An 18,821-nucleotide genomic window follows, 5' to 3' on the forward strand; every position below is an offset into this window, starting at 1 on the left:
ATGGCCAACGTTGCCATGATCATGCGTCAGAGGGACGTTGGGAAAGGATAAGCATACTTTCAGCAATCCGGGTAACGGGAGAAACTTGCAGTGTTGTTTTTGATGGGGCACTGGATGGAAAAATGTACAATGCTTATATTGAAAAATTTCTTCTTCCAACGCTTAAAGCTAACGATGTTGTTATAATGGATAATTTGAATGTCCATAAATCAAAAACAGCCCAAAACTTGATAAGGGAAAAAGGCTGCAAGTATATTTTCCTTCCAGAATACAGCCCGGATTTAAATCCCATTGAAAAGATGTGGAGCAAAGTGAAACAATTACTTCGGGGTATGAAAGCAAAAACATGTGATGAACTGTACAAATCCATTGGAAAAGCATTAAGTTGTATCACACAAAAAGACGCTGAAGGATGGTTTAAATCCTGTGGCTATGTAAAAAGTTAAAAGCAAAATGCTCTAACCAGACAACGGACCCATCAAAACGGAGACTACTGTCAGATCAAGTCTGAACTACTACAGGTGAATACCCCAAAAAATGCCTTGCCGTTAGCCAGAATCTCCAAGTAGAGACATGCTGATGCCAAGAAATCCAAAATCCGTCACTTTGGTGAATATAGGACGTTATCATCAAATCAAGTACACTTACATCCGACAAAAATAAGGGTTCATTTCAGGGGTCAATTTGGTGTCATACTTCAAAAGAATATATAATTACATATAGTTATACTATCAATAAGCAAACTATCTTGATGACCTGCGTGAACGCGTAAAAATGAAGTTGTAAAATCCATTACACCTATAAGGGAAAATAGCGGTAACAACGATTTAAATTAAATGCCAATCAAAATATCTTGTTGCCGCTGTTTTTCTTTTTGAGGGTATTGCCAAAGTAATGTTTGCTTCCTGCCAAAGCCAGATTCCATGCGGCTCGGAAGTGGCGAAAACATTCAAAAGTTAACACTCTCTTCTTTTTAAACTATATCTCATCTCCCTCCGCAAAAATTTACCGCAAAGATTTTTTCAGCCAACGCTCTTGGTCAATTCTCTGGCTGATCTGCAAACTTTCGTTACCGGTCAAAATCCTCTTCAGCCCCCCCGCCTCACTTGCAAGGACTAAAAAGCAAGTTGTTGTCTACAGTTGTGCAGTAACATCCATTATTGTCGCATAGTGTTTATTTCTAAAAAATCCAAAGCGATAAATATTTACGCTTTTAAATACAAAAACATGTCAAGCATTTTTATAAAATTTTTTTGAGTCCAATATGAACCGCTTTGGAGATTGTTGGATATGTTTTTAAGCTTGCAACATTGCAAATTTACGGAGATGGAAAAAAGTTATGCTACAGTTTGCCGAACCTAGAGCAGATTACCTTTGACTTTTTATGAAAGTCAAAGGTGGCATTCAGGCGAAAAACGCGGTTTTCGCCTGAATGTACGCCGCGTTGCGGCGGCTGCCGCTTTCGCGTCAGCAGAGCATTTTCAAAATGAAAATGCTCTAGCAAACTGGCCGCTCACTCAGCGGCCTTTTTGTATGTATTTGCCAACACCGTCTCAACCACCCAGTGTTTCGCGCTGCGCCCCCAGCCGGAGGTGCATATAGAGAGAGTCGAAATCTAATCCTCCGTATCCGGGACAATACCGGTGTCAATCACGGAATGGTGTTGTATCAGGAATTTCGGTTTTAGCGCGGGTTAGATTCACACCAGTGCTTGGATACACCCCAATTCGACCTGCAACTTTTGCAGAAGTTTTCACAAGACGGCAATCCAATGTGGCGCAGAGCGTAGGGACGCATGGCGCTTTCTAAAACCGAAATTCCTGATGTGACACAAAGAAACTGACCATTGAGGAGTTGAAATCACTGATATGGAGTTATTTCATGAGCTACTGGCACAACCGACGAATCTGCACTGCCAATGACGGTTTACCCCCAATGGTAAAGCGACAGCGTTACCTTGATGCGCTGAATCACGCTACTTGAAAATCCGTGCAGAAAATGTGTAAAGTAATCTTGACAATATCAAGTTGATTTTGGCTTGCTTCTTTTTTATTGTCAATGCACCTCCCGAGCTGTTCTAATTACGACCCGGGACACCTTAATTGTGCAAGCAAAACCGCAAATATCAATGACAGTTACACACTCCGTCATGGTGTATCCTTTTTAAAATACGGGCTCAAATTCATAAACATTTCCCGCAGAAATCCTTCTTCCTCCACGTTATGGAACAAATATTGCAACAGTTCCTCCTGCCGGGCCTGCCCCAGCGTAAGGCGGTAGAGCGAGAGTATTTTGATGAGCCGTTCATAGTTCTGCCCATCCCGACTATAGGGATACCTGGGCACGACGCGCTCAATCCGCACCATGTCCGGTGTCTTCCGCAGTCCCCAGTAGGGGATCAGATCCGAGGAGCCTTCCGTCCTCTCCGCCTGCTCCGCTTGGGCGAACATCTCCCGCCAGACATTCTCCCGGAACGGCCCCTTTCCATACCGTTGCGCCACATTTTGCCGAATGGCCAGACACTGGAAACGGTTAATCCGCCCCTCCCGCTGCTCCAGGTCGATGGGGTTGGACGGCAGATTCCAATGGACGATGCGGCGGCAGTAGTTGTGGAAGTCCAACCCCTCCTGCCCGATTGAGGTGGAGGCCAGCACAAAGGGCCGGAAGGGCGAGTTAAATGCGCTGCGTACCTTGCGCTTCCGATCGGTATCTTTTTCCTTCCCATCACCCTTGGTGAAGGCTGCGGCAAAGTGGGTCCTGATGTTCATCAGGCTTTTGCCTTTCCGTTCCTGCCCCTGCACCCGCTTTTTGAACTCCTGCAGAGTATCCACCGTGTACTGGGTGGTGCGGAAGTCCAACCCCTCCAAAAGCTGCCGGTGCAATTCGGTCACCCGTGGACTGTACGCTTCCAGGCCGCTGACGATGAGGTGGGCATACTCGTCAAAAACCGCCTGTAAATTCCCCTGCCGGCAGTAGGTCAGCAAGTTGCGCCAGTGGGCTTCATCAGATTTTTTCCCGCATACCAGCTCCACCACTGCGGTAGACTCTGTGGTGTTCATCCGATTCAGAAAAACCCGGGCCGCCTGACTGGGCAGGTCGCTGGACAAGCTGTCATTTCTTCCGCAATATCGTTGATAGGTTCGATTCAGACACACCGCAGGGGAAGCCAAGGCCATGTCTGCCAGCACGTCCAGCAGGTCGTCCGGCCTGGGACCCAGGTTTTGGGCAGATGCGGACCGAGCCTCGCTGTACAGCTCCCGCAGAGTTTGAAGATGCACGTGGAAGGCGGACTCCCTTTTCGCCGGTGCTGCATCCTCCTCCATGGCTGCAATTTCATCTCCGTGATAGAGCCAGGTGGTGGCATATTCCGCCCCGTCCAGCAGCAGCGGGGCCAGATAGTACCAGCTTTGCTCCTCCTGCCCTCGCTTAGGGGCAGGATATTTTTTCAACTCTTCGGCAATGTCCGTTTTTAGCTTTTTCCTGATTTTCCGCAGACTCAGCCCCTCGTTCATGCAGGCAATGGGATTATAGCAGTCCGTCAGGAACCGGGATGGGTACAGCAGGCAGAACAGAGCCATAGCGCGCGGCTCCCCTGTCTGGCGCAGGGAAAAGTTCATCCGGGGAGGGGGATACCGCCGCTCCTCCTTGGTGTAAAAATAGTGGGCGTCATCGCCGCGCTCGGCTTTTGCCACAGCGCCCACGGTCTTTCTCTCCGCCTCATAGGAGATCAGGCTGGCCAGCATACGGGGCACCATCTCCCAGGAGGAGAAAATCAGGGTCTTGGTGAAGCCGTTTGCCCCTTTATAAGCCCCATCCGGTTCATAGTAAGGCCGAGAGGGCGACACCCACAGCAGTTTCTCAGCGTTCTGCCCCAGCGCCAGCCCCATCACCCGGTCCAGTCGGGCGTTGCCGTTGGGGATTTTCTCATAGCGGTCCACCGTCCGCCGCTTCACCCAGAGAGTATCCTTGTTCACCAGATTCAACCGATCCGGGTGCTCCCGGAAGTACCGCTCCACATGACGCTTGAGCTGGTAATCCCGCATGAAGGAAAGCAGATAGGGGGTGGATTTGACGTAATCCACCGGGACACGGATATTGGCCCCAATCTGGTCCAGCAGCTTCTGGGTCTGCACATAGGAACGGATATCCTGCTCCGACACCTCCAGCGCCGCCTTGGCGCCGGCATCGTCGATGATGTCCGCGCTGTCCTTGGTGGAGCACCGCTCTGTGCGGCACACGGTCTGATACATGGCGTCTTCCGCCGCCCGCTTGGCCTGGAGAATGGTTGTGTCTCCGCGGCTGAGATCCTTGAGGCGGACGGAGTAGTCGTTCCAAACCGTGAGGAACTCCTCCTCATGATTCATGCCCTCGTTGAGAAACCTCATCACGTCCAGGAACTCGGAGTAGTGTTCGTCCACCTGGTTCTCATCGATCTCCTCCAAGGTGGAGTACATTTTGTAGGGCGTGGCGGACAGCAGGAGCATTTTCACATCCTTGGAGTGGAAAAACTGATGGGCCAGCATCCCGGTCTCGGACTCAGGGTCAGCGTTCAGCAGGAACTTGAACCTCTGGAACTCATCCATGATGACCAGATCCGGCTCCAGTTTATCCAGGCTGATCCGGGCAAAATGCACCCGCAGCTTTCCGATGACAGCGGTTCCGCCCACACGCTGATCCCCATTGCGGCGGATGGCCCGGCACAGCTCCTTGACCTCATCCAGGCAGGTGCTCCCGTCCTCACGCTCCCAGGTCAGCGCATCCCGGATCTTGTCCGTCATATAGGCGAGGTATTTACCGCCCGTCTTTTTATCGCACTCGGTAACTTCACACTCGTAGTAATCCCGCGCCCAGTCGTTCCAGGCGGAGGAGGCCCAGTCCATCATGGCGACCTCCAGCTGTTTCCTGTACCGGCTCAGCTCAGGCACCCGACGCAGGATGGCGTACATCAGCGCCCGTTCCTGACAGGTCCCGGTACCGCTGGTCATACGGAAGGAGGTCTCCGGCGTCAGCGGGATGAGCTGGATATACCGGCTGAGCAGGTCCGGGTCGCTCTCCTGGTTGAAAATATTCAGGTGCTGCATGGACAGGCGGGAGGAGTCCGCACTGTCCGCCCGCAGCTCACGGCTGATGCGAAGCTTGCTCAGGTTCTGGGCCGCGATGGCCGCGTTGGAGCAGATGTACACCACCTTGACCAGTTCGTCGCCCTTCTCCCGCTGGAGCTTGGCAACCTTGGACACCGTTCCCCGGGCGATGATGGTTTTGCCCAGCCCCACCTCGTCGGAGACCAGCACGCGACGCTGACCGTGGCGGTAGAGCCAGTCCACCCGCTCCACCGTGGCTCGCTGGAAGTCCTTCAGCCCGCCCATAATCCGGTTCTCAATGGCGTCCAGTCGGTCAATTACATCAGACATCCAGCTTCACCGCCTTTTTGAAGGCTTGGTACAGCGCTTTGAAATCCTCGGGGACAACCTCGTCCCCGGCCACCGTCTCCATGAGCCGTTCCACGTCCCTGAGCTTTTCCGGCGCGGTGGCCGCCGCCTGGAGCATCTTCTCATAGAGAGCCGGAGCGTTGTCATTCCGCCGCGGCGCTGTCCCGTCACCTGCCCCGGCGGTGCCCATCTCCAGGGTGCTGAGGATGGTGTCATCCCCCAGCAGGAAGGCGATGTACCGGCAGAATCCCACGTCCTTTACCACGCCGGACACCACCGCCCGTTCCCGGTCCTCCGGCATCCCCTCCACGGGGATCAGGAGCACCCGCTGTATTGATTCCCCGCCATCCGACACAGACACCACAAAGAACTGGGATAGTTGGGTGAGGGTCAGTCCGGGGAATTCCATTGCTTCCGCCAAGGGCAGCGCCGGTCCGGCCAGCAGAGGCTTTACCGTAACCTCGCAGAGAAGCTCCGGCAGCGTGCCAAAGGTGAGGCGCAGGATATGCCGTTCCCCATCGCCGGAAACTTGGGCGGCGGGGCCGCAGCGCACCAACTCCTTGACCACCGCGCCCAGTCCGCTCTTGCCATCGTCCTCCTCTTGGGCGGCGCTGTCCAGGGTGACCGGCTGGAAGGGATCGCCCTCCCCGCCCGGCTCCGACCCGCGCAGGGACGCCATGAGCTTGTCTATGTTCAGATATCGCCGCTTGCTTCGCAGGCGAATCATAAACTCCACATTGTGGTGCACCGCATTATGGGAGGCGTTCAGAGAGCCCAGATAGAGGTCTGTGTCCGAAGACTTGTTGACCATGTACAGCTTGGCATGGATGTCCTGCCGCCGGGCCGAGCCGTCATCGCCGGACAGTTCCATTTCGCCGTCGATCACTGCGTCACGCATGGTAAACAGCTGGAAATTGGAGCAATCTTCCGGTTTCAGCTTTGCCAGCGCGTCGGCCCGGGTAAATAGGGCATAACGGGAGTTTTGAATGGGGGAACCATCATTTCTGCAGTCAAAGGCTCGGATCACGCCGCCGCTGAGGAAGGGCGACATGACGAGCAGCTCGTGGAAGGTGTCGGTGAACAGCGGGGTGCTGGTTATGTTGTGCCCCTTGATCCCTGTGGGAAGAAACTCGAAGTCATAAAATTCCTTCTCCCCGGTGGAAAATTCCACCCGTTCCAGCTCCCGGATGAGGGAACGAAGCTGCCGCCGCTTTGCCCTGCCAACGGGGGTGCCGGGGAGCTGCTCGTCCAAGTGGCGCAGAAAATCGCACACTGGCTGGTTTTTGTCTGTGGCCTCCCCGGCAGGTTTGCCGTCCATGTAATAGGACACATCCCAACTGTGGTCGAAGGTCAGGTTCCGGCTGAGCACTGCCACCCGGTAGACAAAGCCCCCCTGGGCATCCCGGTATCGGAGCATCCAGAACTTGGGATGAAAGGCGGGATATCCGGCGACGCCCCGGTGCTTTTTGGTACGGACGGGGAAGACCATCCGCTCTAAAAGGATGTATAGGGGCGTCACCTTCCCCGGGAGATGGATCTGTCCATCCTCGCAAAACAGGGCCACCTGTTCCCCTGCCGTCCGCAGGGCCTCCAGCAGGCACATGGGGTTATTCAGCAGGGCGCTGTCCGTTTCCTCCGACAGAATCAGCGCCAGCGTCGCCCCCACCAGGGCGTCCAAGTCCAAAGAATAGGTGGTCCCTGCGGCGAAGTCCAGCCTGCAGCCTGCCGGAGGGGATAAGATACGGCCATAATCAAGCCGGTCCGAGTTGGGATTCAGCATGGCGCTCCCTCGCTTTCAAAGATATCTCGCAGAATCATCCTGGCATTTCCGAAGCGATAGTCCAGCGCTCCGCCGCCATACCACTGACTGTGGTCAAACTGCTCCGGGTGGCGGGTCTTTGCCCTGGCCGGACCTTTCAGCTGTTCCTCCCGGCGGACGACCTCCTGCTTCAGCCCGTCCAGATATTCCGTTTCCATGAGTTTTTTTGTCCTGATCATAAAGCCCCGCAGACGCGGGTCTGTGATTTGCAGCCTTACGAAGATCGCCTCCAAATCCACTGACGCAAGTTCTCGCAGCGACGGGGTAAATTCCGTCCAAAGGCGGTTCGCGTCGGCGTTTTCTCCCTGAGAGACGATCATGTTGTAAACCGTCCGCAGCACCAGCAGAAAATCAGAGAAGTCCAGAGCCAGGGCATAATCGGCCCGCATTTGAACCGGGAAGGTATCCATCGAAGCTGCAAGGGACTGAAAATTCTCCAGCTCAAGCACTTCCCGGCGATTATTTTTCAGGATGAACGCCAGCATGGAGCCAGGACAGGCGGCGATGATCCGTTCTTTCAGAAATGCGCCCTCCTCTTGGGTCAGTTTCATTTCTAGGCTGTCCATCCAGTCCTCGCGATACAGCGGCAGGTTCCAGAACCGGGTGCGCGGATAGTCTCCGGCGTCCCTGTCGTCGGTCTCATTCTCCCCGGCACCGTCGCGGCGGTTCCCCAGCCTGCGCAGGGTCTGCTTCTGTTTTTTCTCGGCGCAGGACGCACGGACATATTCGGTCAGAGACAGGTTTCCGGCAGTGAAGATGCCGTACTGCCGCAGTCCGGCCCAGTAAATGTCGGCGGGTGTGCGTTTCACCCAGCGTCCACCCCGCAGGGAGCGCCTGCCGATGATACCGGTTTCCGAGCTGCTCTGCTGGAGAAACATCTGCCCACAGCTGCGCTCTATCTCATCAAAGGCGCGCAGTACTTTAGTGGGGTTGGCCTCCGGGCTATGCTCCAGTTCCTTCAGGGCGTAGGGGACAATGAGAAAATACTTGGCCCGGGTTTGGATGGTGGAGGTTCCCGGGAAGAACAGGTTGGCAAAGCCATCGCGGATGGGGGCAATGCCCAGCTCGTCCAGGGTCCCGCTCTCTGAGAGCATATCCAAGACGCTGAGCACCTTGTTCCGCTCGGTTTTTGAGAAATCAATCCAGCCAAGAGGCATGGTGCGTCACCTCCTCACAATTCATACTGCGATTGACAAATCATGTGCGCTCTTTCTTTTCTATATATGGCCTGGCAATAATATACCGATCCTGAGATGTCCAGAAAAGTGACAATCCCGATTATCTTGGGCCAAACCGCAGCAGCTTTTCCCATTCCCGAAGATATTTGAATGGGAACGGAATCACGGTCCAACCGTTGGCGCGAACGAAGTCCACCTCCAGAAGGGGAAGATATCGTTCAAACTGCAATGTTTCTCCCGTTGATGTAACCTTTCGAATACGGCAGACATGCGGCAAAGATTGATTGAGGGATTTTCCGTGATACCCCGAATAATAATACTGGGTATCGCCCTGACAAAAATGGCGGATATCCAGAGTTCCACCAAAAATCAACTGTATTTGACTCACAGAATGGTCGACATGGTGAGCGTGACAGCGTGGGCATCCGAATGCCAGGCTGGCGGTGACAGTGCGTATGGGGAGAACGCTACGGGGTATGAGCCGGGACGGGATTGTGTGTATCGCGCCCACCGCGTGTCGGTATGGAGACAAACCATGAGAAACGCGAATCGCTTTGGGGTGTCGCTGTCTTTGCGCCTCTGGGTTGCGAGCCTCCTGTGTGCATGGTGAAAAAGTGCAATCTTCGTGGAATATGTGAGATTGCCATTTCCCGCAGGGATGGATTATTCGTCGCAAAGAGAGCGACGCCAGCATGTCCGGCGTGCCCGAATGCGTGTCCTGGCTTGAGCTTCGAAGACCAGGCAAGGTGCTCTGCAAAAAATGAATCAGGCGCTGGAAGTCGGCCCGGAAGGTATGGCAAGTGTATGGGAAATGAAAATGCCGGGAGGCGACCCGCCCGGCATGGGGAGGTTGGCTGATGAAGGGTGATAGAGTCCTCTGAAAGCCAGAAAGAATGTTGGTAGTATAGTTGGTAGGGAAATCCGTAAAATATTTTTCTACTAACTATTCAACAGTGTTATAACAATAGCGCAGCTTGCTAATGAAATTATTCAATTTCAAAAGCGGCGCTGTCATCATTTCCCCGCAAGCGGGACAAGCGCCTGAAAAACGCGGTTTTCAGGCTCATTCGGCGCGGGCGTCCGCTCCCGCGGCCGCCAGAGCAATTTCAAAGTGAAATTGCTCTATTCTCCCTTTCTCTTTCAGCATTATGATGCGTTATTCCAAAAAGCCAGGGGGAGTGCCCATGTTTCCCCCATCATTTCCAGCAGCTTTCCCTTGGTGCTGTTCAGGCTCAAGCTCCAGTCCCGCCATTTTTGCAGTTATTTCAAAGGAAACATTGTTCAGGCGTAGCGCGCCCACAGGCTCAATCACAATGGCCGGAGGAAATTTGGGGCAATGTTTTTCACAGAATCCGCATCCGTAGCAGCGTTTTTCATGAACAAGCGGCACCGGGGCTCTGTGTCCTTTCTGTACGACAACATCCACCGCGCCATAGGGACAATTTTCTTTGCACACCATGCAGCGCCGGTCTTCGGCCCAGGCGAGGCAGGTTTTCCGGTCAATAACGGCGGTGCCGACCTTGGCCCATTTCTTTTCTTCCAGCGGCAGGGCAAATATGGCCTGCGTCGGGCAAACAGCTCCACAGGCCGCGCAGTCAGGGCGGCACGCGCCGGAGCGGGGATCAAGAAAAGGGGTAAACATACCCCAAAAACCGGCCTGAAACCATGTGGGCTGCAAGCCTCCTGTGGGGCAGGCTTTCATGCATTCGCCGCAGCGCAGACAGCGGTTCAGAAAGTCCGGCTCGGGGCGGCTGCCGGGCGGTCTGACCAGAGCATCCGGAGGAGTGGGGCGCAGTCCGTTGATGTCGGCAATACCAGCCAGAGCGGCCCCTGCAGCCAGAGACGCGCAGAAAGCCCGCCGCGATGGCAGGGAGGACTGAGAGGAAGATGCGGCCATAGTATCGCCCCGCCCGAAGTGAACGGCCCTGCGCGGGCATACGGACACGCACCCCTGACAGGTCAGGCATTCTGAGGGTTGCGACACTGCGGGATTTTCTTTCAGAAGTCCCGCCGGGCATTGCGCGGAACAGCGCCCACAGGAAGTGCAGTCTGCCGCGACACGCCGTCTCCAGAACGGGAAACGGGAGAACAGGCCCAGCAGCGCACCGGCGGGGCAGAGATAGCGACACCAGAACCGTGGACGGACGCATTCCAGAGCAGCGAGGACGAGCCAGAATAAAGCGACGAACCATGCGGTATGGAACTGTCGGGAATCCAGGCGCCAGTACAGCAAATCGTCCATTCCCAGCCGTTCCAGAAGCGGCGAGACCGCTTCCATACCCTGACCGACGCCTTCCAGCCCCAGCGGATGCAGGACAAGCGCATAGAGCCGTGTCGTCAGAGGAACGGGACTTGCCCAGAAGGCGAGATTCACCCCGCAGAGAGCGGCGGTCAGGATTGCCGCCAGCACAAGATATTTGAGACTTCGCGGCGCAGGGTCCGGGGTATGGCGTCTTTCGGTTTTTCCTCTCCGCAGGAGGCGGCGGGTGATGCTCCCGATACCGTCCAGCGTCGTCCCCATCGGGCAGAGCCAGCCACAGAAAAGGCGTCCACCCAGTACGGCAAGCAAAATGGTGAACGCCGCAGGAAAAAGCGTGGGAACAACGGCGCGGAGAGTCAGAGGGACAGCCGTACCGACAAGGGGCTCAAGCCGCAGAAAAACGTCTGGGGGCAGACCGAAAAAGGCGCCGCTTTCAGCCGTTCCCAACAGCAGGGCGAAAAGAATCAGGCAGGCAGCCTGTACATATCTTCTCAATGTGCCGCTCATAAGAAATTCCCCTTCGCCCGCGCGTCAGAGCTTTTGCTTTTGAAATTGAATAAGTTCAAAAGCAAGCTGCTCTAAAGACTGAGCCGCCGGACGGACATATTCTCAATGTCCATACGTCCCAGCCCTCTTGCATGAGCCTGGGCGATATGAGCCACCTGACGCGGCTGGATACGGCGGCCATACCATTCATAGGAAGCGACCGTCATGGCGTCGGCGGCTACCGGATCGGCGGAGGCGATGATTTCTCCCGGCGTGAGCACCTTGCCCGGCCCATAGGGGCCGTTGGTGCTGAGGACGCGGGAGGCGTCAATCACCGCCAGAGAAGGCTTGAGCCTGAAGCAGAGATCGACGATGGACGTATCAAGGTCATAGCGCCAGTGCATCACGTTGCGATCAAGAATCAATCCCATCTGTCCCTTGAGCGAGAGGCTGACGCCGGTGGACGTATTGGTTTTCGCCACAGGCGCGGCAATGATGACATCGGCGTCCAGCACGTCGTTCATCACGGCGTTGCTTTTCATGTCCTTTGCGCCGTTCAGCATGGTTTCACGGTAGTACCGCTCATGGGTAAGGTTGTGACAGATGCCGTTTGCCACGCTGTTGCAGGCGTCGAGGATGCCCGACCGCTCAAGAGGTTGCGTGCCGCTCTGGAAGGCATGGTCAAGGACACGAACCGTTCCCGCTCCGGCTTCCATGCACATGATCAGAAGTTCGCGTACGACTTCAGGATGCGTGTTGGTGGCGCTGGCGACATCCGCCGTAAAACTCATATTGGGCTTGATGACCACCTTCTGACCGGGCCTGACGAAAGCCGACATGCCGCCGAGCAGCTCCACGGCGGCTCTGGTCGCGGCCGCCGGGCCGCCCTTGACCACGGCGATGTCGGGAGAAGCATCAGCCGGAAGCCGGGTCGGGAACCCCAGCGCGGCAGCGCCGAGGGAAAGCGCCGCTGCGGCCTGAAACTTGAGAAAATCGCGTCTGCGCATGTGACCTCCAAAAATAGTGTATGTGCAACCGGCAGCCGGAGCCGACGCATCTGGATATGCCGTAGAGCGTTTTGGTTAATTTTATTAGCAAAACGCTCTACGGGCGATTCGCCCTACAGTTTTTTTGCAAACAAGCGGCTTATCCCGACGAAAAACAGGGGAGTCAGGTACAGGCTGAAGAAGGTGGCCGAGAGAACTCCCCAGACAACGGTGGTTCCAACGGCGTTTTGCGCGCCGGAGCCCGCACCGCTGTTCAGGGCAAGGGGCAGAACGCCCAGAATGAAAGCCAGAGACGTCATGATGATCGGCCTCAGGCGCAGGTGGACGGCGATTCTGACGGCTGAAGCCAAGTCCTGCCCCCGCGCATGGAGATCGCGGGCAAAGGCGATGATAAGGATGGAGTTTTTGGCCGACAATCCCATCACGGCGAGAAGGCCGATATGAAAGTAAACGCCGTTGCTCAGTCCGGCCAGATGCACTCCGGCAACCGCGCCGAAAATGCCGGAAGGCACGACCAGCAGCACGGCAAGGGGGATGCTCCAGCTTTCATACAGCGCGGCCAGACAAAGGAAAACCGCTGCAAGGGAAATGGCGTAGAGAATCCCGGCCTGAGAACCGGCCTGCCGTTCCTGATAGGACATGCCCGTCCATTCAAAGCCGAAGCCTTCGGGGAGTGAGGCGGCCAGTTCCTCCATGGCCCGCATCGCCACGCCGCTGCTGTAGCCCGGCGCCGCTTCGCCAAGAAGCTTCACCGCCGGAACGCCCTGATAGCGTTCCAGGCGCGGCGAGCCTTTGCCGTCGCTTACGGAAAGGAAGACGGGAAAGGGGACCATGCCGCCCTGATCGTTGCGGATAAAGTAGCGGTTAAAATCGCTGGCCTGCATCCGGAAGGGGGCGTCCGCCTGAACGTAGACCTTTTTCGTTCTCCCGCGGTCGGTGAAGTCGTTCACATAGGAGCCGCCCCAGTACGTTGCTATGGCCGCGTTGATTTCCCCCTTGTTGAGGCCGTGCGCCACAGCCTTGTCGATATCCACGCGCAGGTCATATTGCGTCACATCGTCAAGGCCGCCGCTGCGCGCGTTGTACAGCAGCGGATGCGCCCGCGCCTTTTCCAGCAAAATGTCCCGCGTCTCCATAAGGGCGTCATGCCCTTGCCCGGTCAAATCCATAAGCTCGAATTCAAAACCGGAGGAACGCGCCATTTCCCGGATGGTGGCGGGACGGAAAAAGGCGATACGCGCCTGCGGCATGTCGCGGAAGCGTTGCCGCACCCTGTCGAGGACGGCGTCTATCTGCATCTCCGGCGAGGTTCTGCGGTCCCAGTCGCGCAGGACAATGTAGACCTGCCCGACATTTTGCCCGGCTCCGATGAATGAATAGCCCGCGACGGTGAGAATGTTGCGCACCACGTCCGCCTCTTCGGTCAGGATATAGGATCGGATGTCCGCGAGAACGGCTTCCGTCCTCTCCATGGAGGCTCCGGGAGGGAGCTGCACGGAGGCGTAGAAGGCCCCCTGATCCTCCTCCGGCACAAAGGAGGTGGGCAGGCGCATGAAAAGAAAGGCCGTCGCCCCGAGCCCGAGGACGAAGGCGAAGAACACGGGTTTCGGCGCGTGCAGCATCTTGCGGACGTGAAACTTGTATCGCACGGCAAACCGTTCAAAACCGTTGTTGAAGGCCTTGAAGAACCTGCTGCGCGTGCGGTGGGGCTTGAGCATCGTGGCGCACAGCGCGGGCGAGAGGATGAGGGCCACAAGAGCGGAAAGGGCCATGGCGGTGACGATGGTTATGGAAAACTGTCGGTAGATGATTCCCACGGAGCCCGGCATGAAGGCCATGGGCACAAAGATGGAGGCTATGACCAGCGCCACGCCCACCAGCGCGCCGCTGATCTGGCGCATGGATTTTTCCGCCGCTTCCTTGGGCGAAAGCCCGTCTTCTTTCATGAGGCGTTCCACGTTCTCCACCACCACGATGGCGTCGTCGACCAGCAGGCCGATGGCAAGGACGATGCCGAACATGGTCAGCGTGTTGATGCTGTAGCCCGCGGCGGCGAGAACCGCGAAGGTGCCCAACAGCACGACGGGGATGGCAAGGGTCGGGATGAGGGTGGCCCGGATGTCTTGGAGAAAGAGAAACATGACCAGACAGACGAGGACGATCGCCTCAACCAGCGTTCTGTATACCTGATGGATGGACAGCTCGACGAACGGCGTGCTGTCGTAGGTGAACGTGTATTCCATTCCGGGCGGGAAAAAGGCCGAAAGTTCCTCGATTTTCCGCTTCAACGCTGCGGCCGTTTCCATCGCATTGGCCCCCGGAGCCAAGCCGAAGACCACGGCGGCTCCCGGATTGCCGTTGATTTTCACGATGTTGTTGAAGCGTTCCCCTTGCAGCGCCATGCGGGCGACCTGATGCAGGCGCAGCACCGATCCGTCGGTATCCTTTTTCAGGATAATCTGTTCAAACTCCTCCACCGTGGTCAGGCGGGAGGAGGCATTGACGATGAGGTTGATTTCCTGCCCCGCGACGACCGGACAGGCCCCCACCTGCCCGCCCGCGGTCTGGCTGTTCTGTTCCCGTATGGCCCGCACCACGTCGGACGGATTCAGTCTGTATTGGGCCATTTGGAGCGGATCGCACCATACCCGCATGGCGTATTGCGAACTGAGCGTGGTAAGCTGGCCGACGCCGGGGATGCGGCTGAGGGGCTCCTGAAGATGGCTGGCGAGATAGTCCCCCAGGTCTTCGTCCGTCATGCCCGTGCGGGATGTCAGCCCCATGATCAGCAAGATTCCTGCCGAGGACTTGCTGACGTTAAGCCCCTGCCGCTGGACTTCCTCCGGCAACCTGGGCGTCGCCAGTTGCAGCTTGTTTTGTATCTGCACCTGCGCGATGTCGATGTCCGTGCCGTTTTCAAAGGTGAAGGTCAGCGTGGCCGTGCCCGTGGAATCGCTTTCGGAACTCATGTACATAAGCCCGTCGATGCCGCTTATCTGCTGCTCAATGACCTGCGTGACTGTGTCTTCCATGGTCTTGGCCGACGCGCCCGGACAGGAGGCGGTGACGACGACCTGCGGGGAGGCGATTTCGGGAAACTGGGCCACGGGCAGCACCCAAAAGGACAGGGCGCCGGCGAGCATGACCAGAATGGCCAGCACCCAGGCGAAAATGGGCCTGTTGATGAAAAAGTCGGACATGGTGGTATCCTTGCCGGACGTTATGGCCGCGCCGCATCCGCGCGTTGCGCGATGACGATCTGGCCGGGCCGGACTTTTTGGATGCCTTCGACAAGCAGCCGTTCGCCGCCCGTGAGCCCGCTGCGCACCAGCCAGCGGCCTGCGTGATCGCCTTCAATGTCCACCAGCCTGGGGACCACCTCGAACAGTTCGGAAGAAGGCGCTTCGCCGGGGACGGGTTCCAGCACGAAAACCTGCGGGCGGTTCCGCATATCCCGCGTCACGCTTTTCTGAGGGAGCAGGATCGCCTGCTCGCGTACCCCTATGATCAGCTCGGCGCGCACATACATGCCCGGAAGCAAGAGGCCCTCCGGATTGTCGAATCCGGCGCGCAGGCTTACCGTGCCGGTGTGCTCGTCCACGGAAATGTCGGAGAAAAGAAGCTCCCCTTCCAGCCACTCGTCGCTGCCGGGCCTGGTATAGGGAGAACCGCCTTCAAGATGCAGCCTGACCCTGGCGGCATCCCTGGCGGCGCTTTTCAACAGCCCGGTCGAGAGCGCCTGCCGGATTTGTATCAGCTCCGCGCTGGATTGGGTGATGTCGATGAAGACGGGGCTGAGTTGCCGTATGGTCGCCAACGGCTCTTGCTGGTTTTGTGTGACCAGCGCTCCTTCAGTCACAAAGGAGCGCCCTATCCGCCCGCTTACGGGGGCGACGATGCGCGTGCGATCCAGATTGATTTTCGCGTTGGCGAGCAATTCCCTGCAGGCGGCGATTTCCGCGCGAACCTCATGATAGGCGGCCACGGCGTCGTCGCGCGCCTGAAGCGGCACGGCCTTGCTTTTTGCCAGGAGGATATGGCGTTCCGCGCGAAGCCTTGTCGTTTCCTCGCGGGCTTCCGCTTTCCTCAGGTTGGCTCTGGCGTTGTTGTAGGCGGCGTTATAGGGGGAAGGGTCGATCTGATACAAAACCTGCCCGGCCTCCACGTCCATGCCTTCCTCGAACAGGCGTTTTTGCAGAATGCCGCTCACTTGCGGCCGAACTTCGGAAACTTTGAACGCCGCGACGCGGCCGGGCAACTCGCGCTTAAGCGTGATGGTTTCCGTCGTCACCCTTTGGTACTGCACATGAGGAAAAGAGGCGGATTCGCGTGGAGTATCGTTTCCGCAGCCCGCCACCGAAAGGATACCAGCCCAGCACATCATCCAGCGAAGTAGTGACCGAAACGCCAAGGCGAGCCTCCTTGAGAGCTTTTTCCTTGTGAAAGTGCATCCTGTGACGGATTCCGGGCCGCGCCGACGTGTGAAGCGGAGCAGCCCGGAAGGCCTCAACGTCAATCGTCACTCTCTTCCCATGTCCACTGTCCCTGGGGCTGGCTATGGAGCTTCCAGTTCAGCTCAGCGACACGGGCGGCTTCCGGGGAGCGGGGGAAGACGGCCTTCGTGACGTTCACACTGGCGATGTGCACATTCTGCTTTGCGAAGTCGGCAAAAAGCGCTTCGGTCATGTTGCGGATGCCCGCCTTCGCGACGCCGAGCGCCAGATATTCAGGCGCGGGGCGCAAGGCCAGCCTGCCGCCCGTAAGCAGAATGGTGCCCGCTTTGCGGGCCAGCATGGCGGGCGCGAAGGCTTTGAGGGCGTAAAGGCAGCCGGTGATGCCCACCAGCACGTCTTCGGCAAGATTGGCGTACTCCGCCTGGCTCAGGGATTGCCCGTGCACGATGGCCGCGTTGTAGTGCAGTACGTCGACAATGGCATACCGTTCCGCCAGTGCCACAAGTTGCCGGTGGTCGCCCGCGTCGAGTCTGACGGCCTCCGCCTCCTGCCCGGTGGCCTGCCGCACTTCGTCCGCCAGTCCCCGCAACCGCTCCGGATTGCGGGCGGTCAGAACGGGGTGAAAGCCTTCTTTGGCGAAACGAATGGCCGTGCTGAGGCCGATGCCGGGGCCGGCGCCGATGCTGAGAAAGATTTTTTTCATGACGTGGCTCCTTTGTGACAGGTTAGAGCATTCTGCTAATTTCATTAGCAAAATGCTCTAGTTATCCACCAGCTTCGCGTGGCTTTCAGGGTAACGCGCGCCGGTTATGACAATGCCGTCCAGCATCGACTTGATGGATGCCAGCTCTGCCGCCGTAAAGGAAACATTCAGGCTGCCCAGATTTTCTTCAAGGCGGCTGATTTTCGTGGTTCCGGGAATGGGCGCCATCCATTCCTTCTGCGCCAGCACCCAGCCCAGAGCGATCTGCGCCGGCGTCACCCCTTTCCGCGTGGCCAGTTCCGTGACGAATTCGGCCAGCTTCATGTTGTTCTGGAAGTTTTCGCCCTGAAAGCGCGGGATGGAACTGCGGTAATCGCTCTTGTCCAGCTTTGAATCGCGGCTGAACCGCCCGCTCAGGATGCCCTTGCCCAGAGGAGAGAAGGGCACGAAGCCGATGCCCAGCTCTTCCAGCGTGGGGATGATTTTTTGTTCCGGATCGCGGTAGAACATGGAATATTCGCTCTGCACGGCGCTGACCGGGCAGACGGCGTGCGCCCGGCGGATGGTGTCCGCACCCGCTTCGGAAAGCCCGAAATACAGCACCTTGCCTTCCTTGATGAGCTCGCTCACCGTGTTCGCCACGTCCTCTATGGGCACCCTGGGATCAACCCTGTGCTGGTAATAGAGGTCGATATGATCCGTGCGGAGTCGTTTGAGCGAGCCTTCCACGGCCTTGCGGATGGCGGCGGGGCTGCTGTCCAGCCCGAACGCCTTGTCGGTATAGGCTCCGCCGTCTTTCGGGATGCTCCAGCCGAATTTGGTCGCTATGACCACCTGATCCCGGTACGGCTCAAGCGCCTCTCCCACCACCTCTTCGTTGGTATAGGGGCCGTATACCTCGGCAGTATCAAAAAACGTAACACCCAGTTCCACGGCTCTGCGTATGACGGCGATGGAATCCTTTTTTTCGGGAAAGGGCGGATAGCTTTGCGAAAAGCCCATGCAACCCAAACCCAAAGCCGATACGGTCAATTTGCCCAACATTCTTTTTTGCATAGCATTTACCTCGTTTTTTCTAGGGATGCGCTCCGTTCCCGCGCCTTTGGGGACTCTATAGGCACGCCGCTCTTGACAGGGAATACGGAAAATTGTTTAAGCGTTTTAAGAAAAACTGAAAGCAACCCGGCGCGGAGGCCCCCCATGTTCCACCCCGGTATTGAAGTCTTTGTTCAGGTGGCGGATAGCGGCAGCTTCTCCAAGGCGGCCGCGGCACGTTTTTGCTCGCCTGTTTCGATCATGAATCAGATCAACGCCCTGGAGTGGAGAGTGGGGGTCACGTTACTCAAGCGCACAAATCATGGCGTGGAACTGACCCCGGCGGGCCGGTCCCTCTATGAGGACGCGAAACGAATCATGGCGGCATCGGAAGAGGCGGTTCGGCGGGCACGCCGCATAGCGGGAACCGGGCAGGGCATTATCAGGCTG

At 57.2% G+C, this 18,821-nt stretch carries 13 protein-coding genes; 3 read left to right on the forward strand and 10 right to left on the reverse strand.

Annotated features, from left to right (window positions below):
• On the forward strand, nucleotides 1-446 hold a 446-nt coding region (locus G7Y52_RS12105; RefSeq protein ID WP_165068766.1), incomplete at its 5' end, for an IS630 family transposase.
• Nucleotides 447-1,342: 896 nt separating this feature from the next.
• Here G7Y52_RS12105 and G7Y52_RS12110 read toward each other — a convergent pair.
• The 5 genes from G7Y52_RS12110 to G7Y52_RS15360 form a co-directional block, all read right to left on the reverse strand.
• A complete protein-coding gene (locus G7Y52_RS12110; RefSeq protein WP_165072292.1) occupies nucleotides 1,343-1,504 on the reverse strand; it encodes a hypothetical protein in 162 nt (53 codons plus the stop codon).
• A gap of 643 nt (nucleotides 1,505-2,147) precedes the next feature.
• Nucleotides 2,148-5,411, reverse strand: coding sequence for a helicase-related protein (locus G7Y52_RS12115; protein ID WP_165072294.1), 3,264 nt, complete (start codon nucleotides 5,409-5,411; stop codon nucleotides 2,148-2,150).
• Complete coding sequence (locus G7Y52_RS12120) at nucleotides 5,404-7,209, reverse strand: hypothetical protein (protein WP_165072296.1); 1,806 nt, start codon at nucleotides 7,207-7,209, stop codon at nucleotides 5,404-5,406. The genes G7Y52_RS12115 and G7Y52_RS12120 overlap by 8 nt, the downstream gene beginning before the upstream one ends.
• Nucleotides 7,203-8,405 carry a DUF6361 family protein gene (locus G7Y52_RS12125; protein ID WP_165072298.1) on the reverse strand — a complete coding sequence of 401 codons (1,203 nt, stop codon included), beginning with the start codon at nucleotides 8,403-8,405 and terminating at the stop codon, nucleotides 7,203-7,205. The genes G7Y52_RS12120 and G7Y52_RS12125 overlap by 7 nt, the downstream gene beginning before the upstream one ends.
• Nucleotides 8,406-9,582: 1,177 nt before the next feature.
• Nucleotides 9,583-10,323: a 4Fe-4S dicluster domain-containing protein gene (locus tag G7Y52_RS15360; protein WP_241159734.1), complete on the reverse strand. Its 741-nt coding sequence runs from the start codon at nucleotides 10,321-10,323 to the stop codon at nucleotides 9,583-9,585.
• 300 nt (nucleotides 10,324-10,623) lie between these two features.
• On the opposite strand from G7Y52_RS15360, the gene G7Y52_RS15365 reads away from it, so the two are divergent.
• Complete coding sequence (locus G7Y52_RS15365) at nucleotides 10,624-11,268, forward strand: hypothetical protein (RefSeq protein WP_241159735.1); 645 nt, start codon at nucleotides 10,624-10,626, stop codon at nucleotides 11,266-11,268.
• Here the strand turns inward: G7Y52_RS15365 and G7Y52_RS12135 are convergent.
• From G7Y52_RS12135 to G7Y52_RS12155, 5 genes are all read right to left on the reverse strand, one after another.
• A complete protein-coding gene (locus G7Y52_RS12135) occupies nucleotides 11,265-12,179 on the reverse strand; it encodes a DUF362 domain-containing protein (RefSeq protein ID WP_165072301.1) in 915 nt (304 codons plus the stop codon). The two genes, G7Y52_RS15365 and G7Y52_RS12135, sit on opposite strands and share 4 nt — an antisense overlap.
• Before the next feature lie 113 nt (nucleotides 12,180-12,292).
• Entirely contained in the window at nucleotides 12,293-15,379 is a 3,087-nt protein-coding gene (locus G7Y52_RS12140; protein WP_165072303.1) for an efflux RND transporter permease subunit, read from the reverse strand.
• A gap of 20 nt (nucleotides 15,380-15,399) precedes the next feature.
• A complete protein-coding gene (locus tag G7Y52_RS12145) occupies nucleotides 15,400-16,563 on the reverse strand; it encodes an efflux RND transporter periplasmic adaptor subunit (RefSeq protein ID WP_346773715.1) in 1,164 nt (387 codons plus the stop codon).
• Nucleotides 16,564-16,691: 128 nt separating this feature from the next.
• Nucleotides 16,692-17,336 carry an SDR family NAD(P)-dependent oxidoreductase gene (locus tag G7Y52_RS12150; protein WP_165072307.1) on the reverse strand — a complete coding sequence of 215 codons (645 nt, stop codon included), beginning with the start codon at nucleotides 17,334-17,336 and terminating at the stop codon, nucleotides 16,692-16,694.
• 57 nt (nucleotides 17,337-17,393) lie between these two features.
• Nucleotides 17,394-18,380 carry an aldo/keto reductase gene (locus tag G7Y52_RS12155; RefSeq protein WP_241159736.1) on the reverse strand — a complete coding sequence of 329 codons (987 nt, stop codon included), beginning with the start codon at nucleotides 18,378-18,380 and terminating at the stop codon, nucleotides 17,394-17,396.
• A 156-nt stretch (nucleotides 18,381-18,536) separates the two neighbouring features.
• On the opposite strand from G7Y52_RS12155, the gene G7Y52_RS12160 reads away from it, so the two are divergent.
• On the forward strand, nucleotides 18,537-18,821 hold a 285-nt coding region (locus G7Y52_RS12160; RefSeq protein WP_165072311.1), incomplete at its 3' end, for a LysR family transcriptional regulator.

Source organism: Desulfovibrio sp. ZJ200 (assembly GCF_011039095.1).
In the GTDB taxonomy this organism is placed as follows: Bacteria; Desulfobacterota; Desulfovibrionia; order Desulfovibrionales; family Desulfovibrionaceae; genus Desulfovibrio.

Bases quoted from the DNA above. Each gene is read 5' to 3' on its own strand.
- G7Y52_RS12115 (WP_165072294.1), bottom strand. From the start codon at position 5,411: ATGTCTGATGTAATTGACCGACTGGACGCCATTGAGAACCGGATTATG.
- G7Y52_RS12120 (WP_165072296.1), bottom strand. From the start codon at position 7,209: ATGCTGAATCCCAACTCGGACCGGCTTGATTATGGCCGTATCTTATCC.
- G7Y52_RS12125 (WP_165072298.1), bottom strand. From the start codon at position 8,405: ATGCCTCTTGGCTGGATTGATTTCTCAAAAACCGAGCGGAACAAGGTG.
- G7Y52_RS15360 (WP_241159734.1), bottom strand. From the start codon at position 10,323: ATGGCCGCATCTTCCTCTCAGTCCTCCCTGCCATCGCGGCGGGCTTTC.
- G7Y52_RS15365 (WP_241159735.1), top strand. From the start codon at position 10,624: ATGGAACTGTCGGGAATCCAGGCGCCAGTACAGCAAATCGTCCATTCC.
- G7Y52_RS12135 (WP_165072301.1), bottom strand. From the start codon at position 12,179: ATGCGCAGACGCGATTTTCTCAAGTTTCAGGCCGCAGCGGCGCTTTCC.
- G7Y52_RS12140 (WP_165072303.1), bottom strand. From the start codon at position 15,379: ATGTCCGACTTTTTCATCAACAGGCCCATTTTCGCCTGGGTGCTGGCC.
- G7Y52_RS12145 (WP_346773715.1), bottom strand. From the start codon at position 16,563: ATGATGTGCTGGGCTGGTATCCTTTCGGTGGCGGGCTGCGGAAACGAT.
- G7Y52_RS12150 (WP_165072307.1), bottom strand. From the start codon at position 17,336: ATGAAAAAAATCTTTCTCAGCATCGGCGCCGGCCCCGGCATCGGCCTC.
- G7Y52_RS12155 (WP_241159736.1), bottom strand. From the start codon at position 18,380: ATGTTGGGCAAATTGACCGTATCGGCTTTGGGTTTGGGTTGCATGGGC.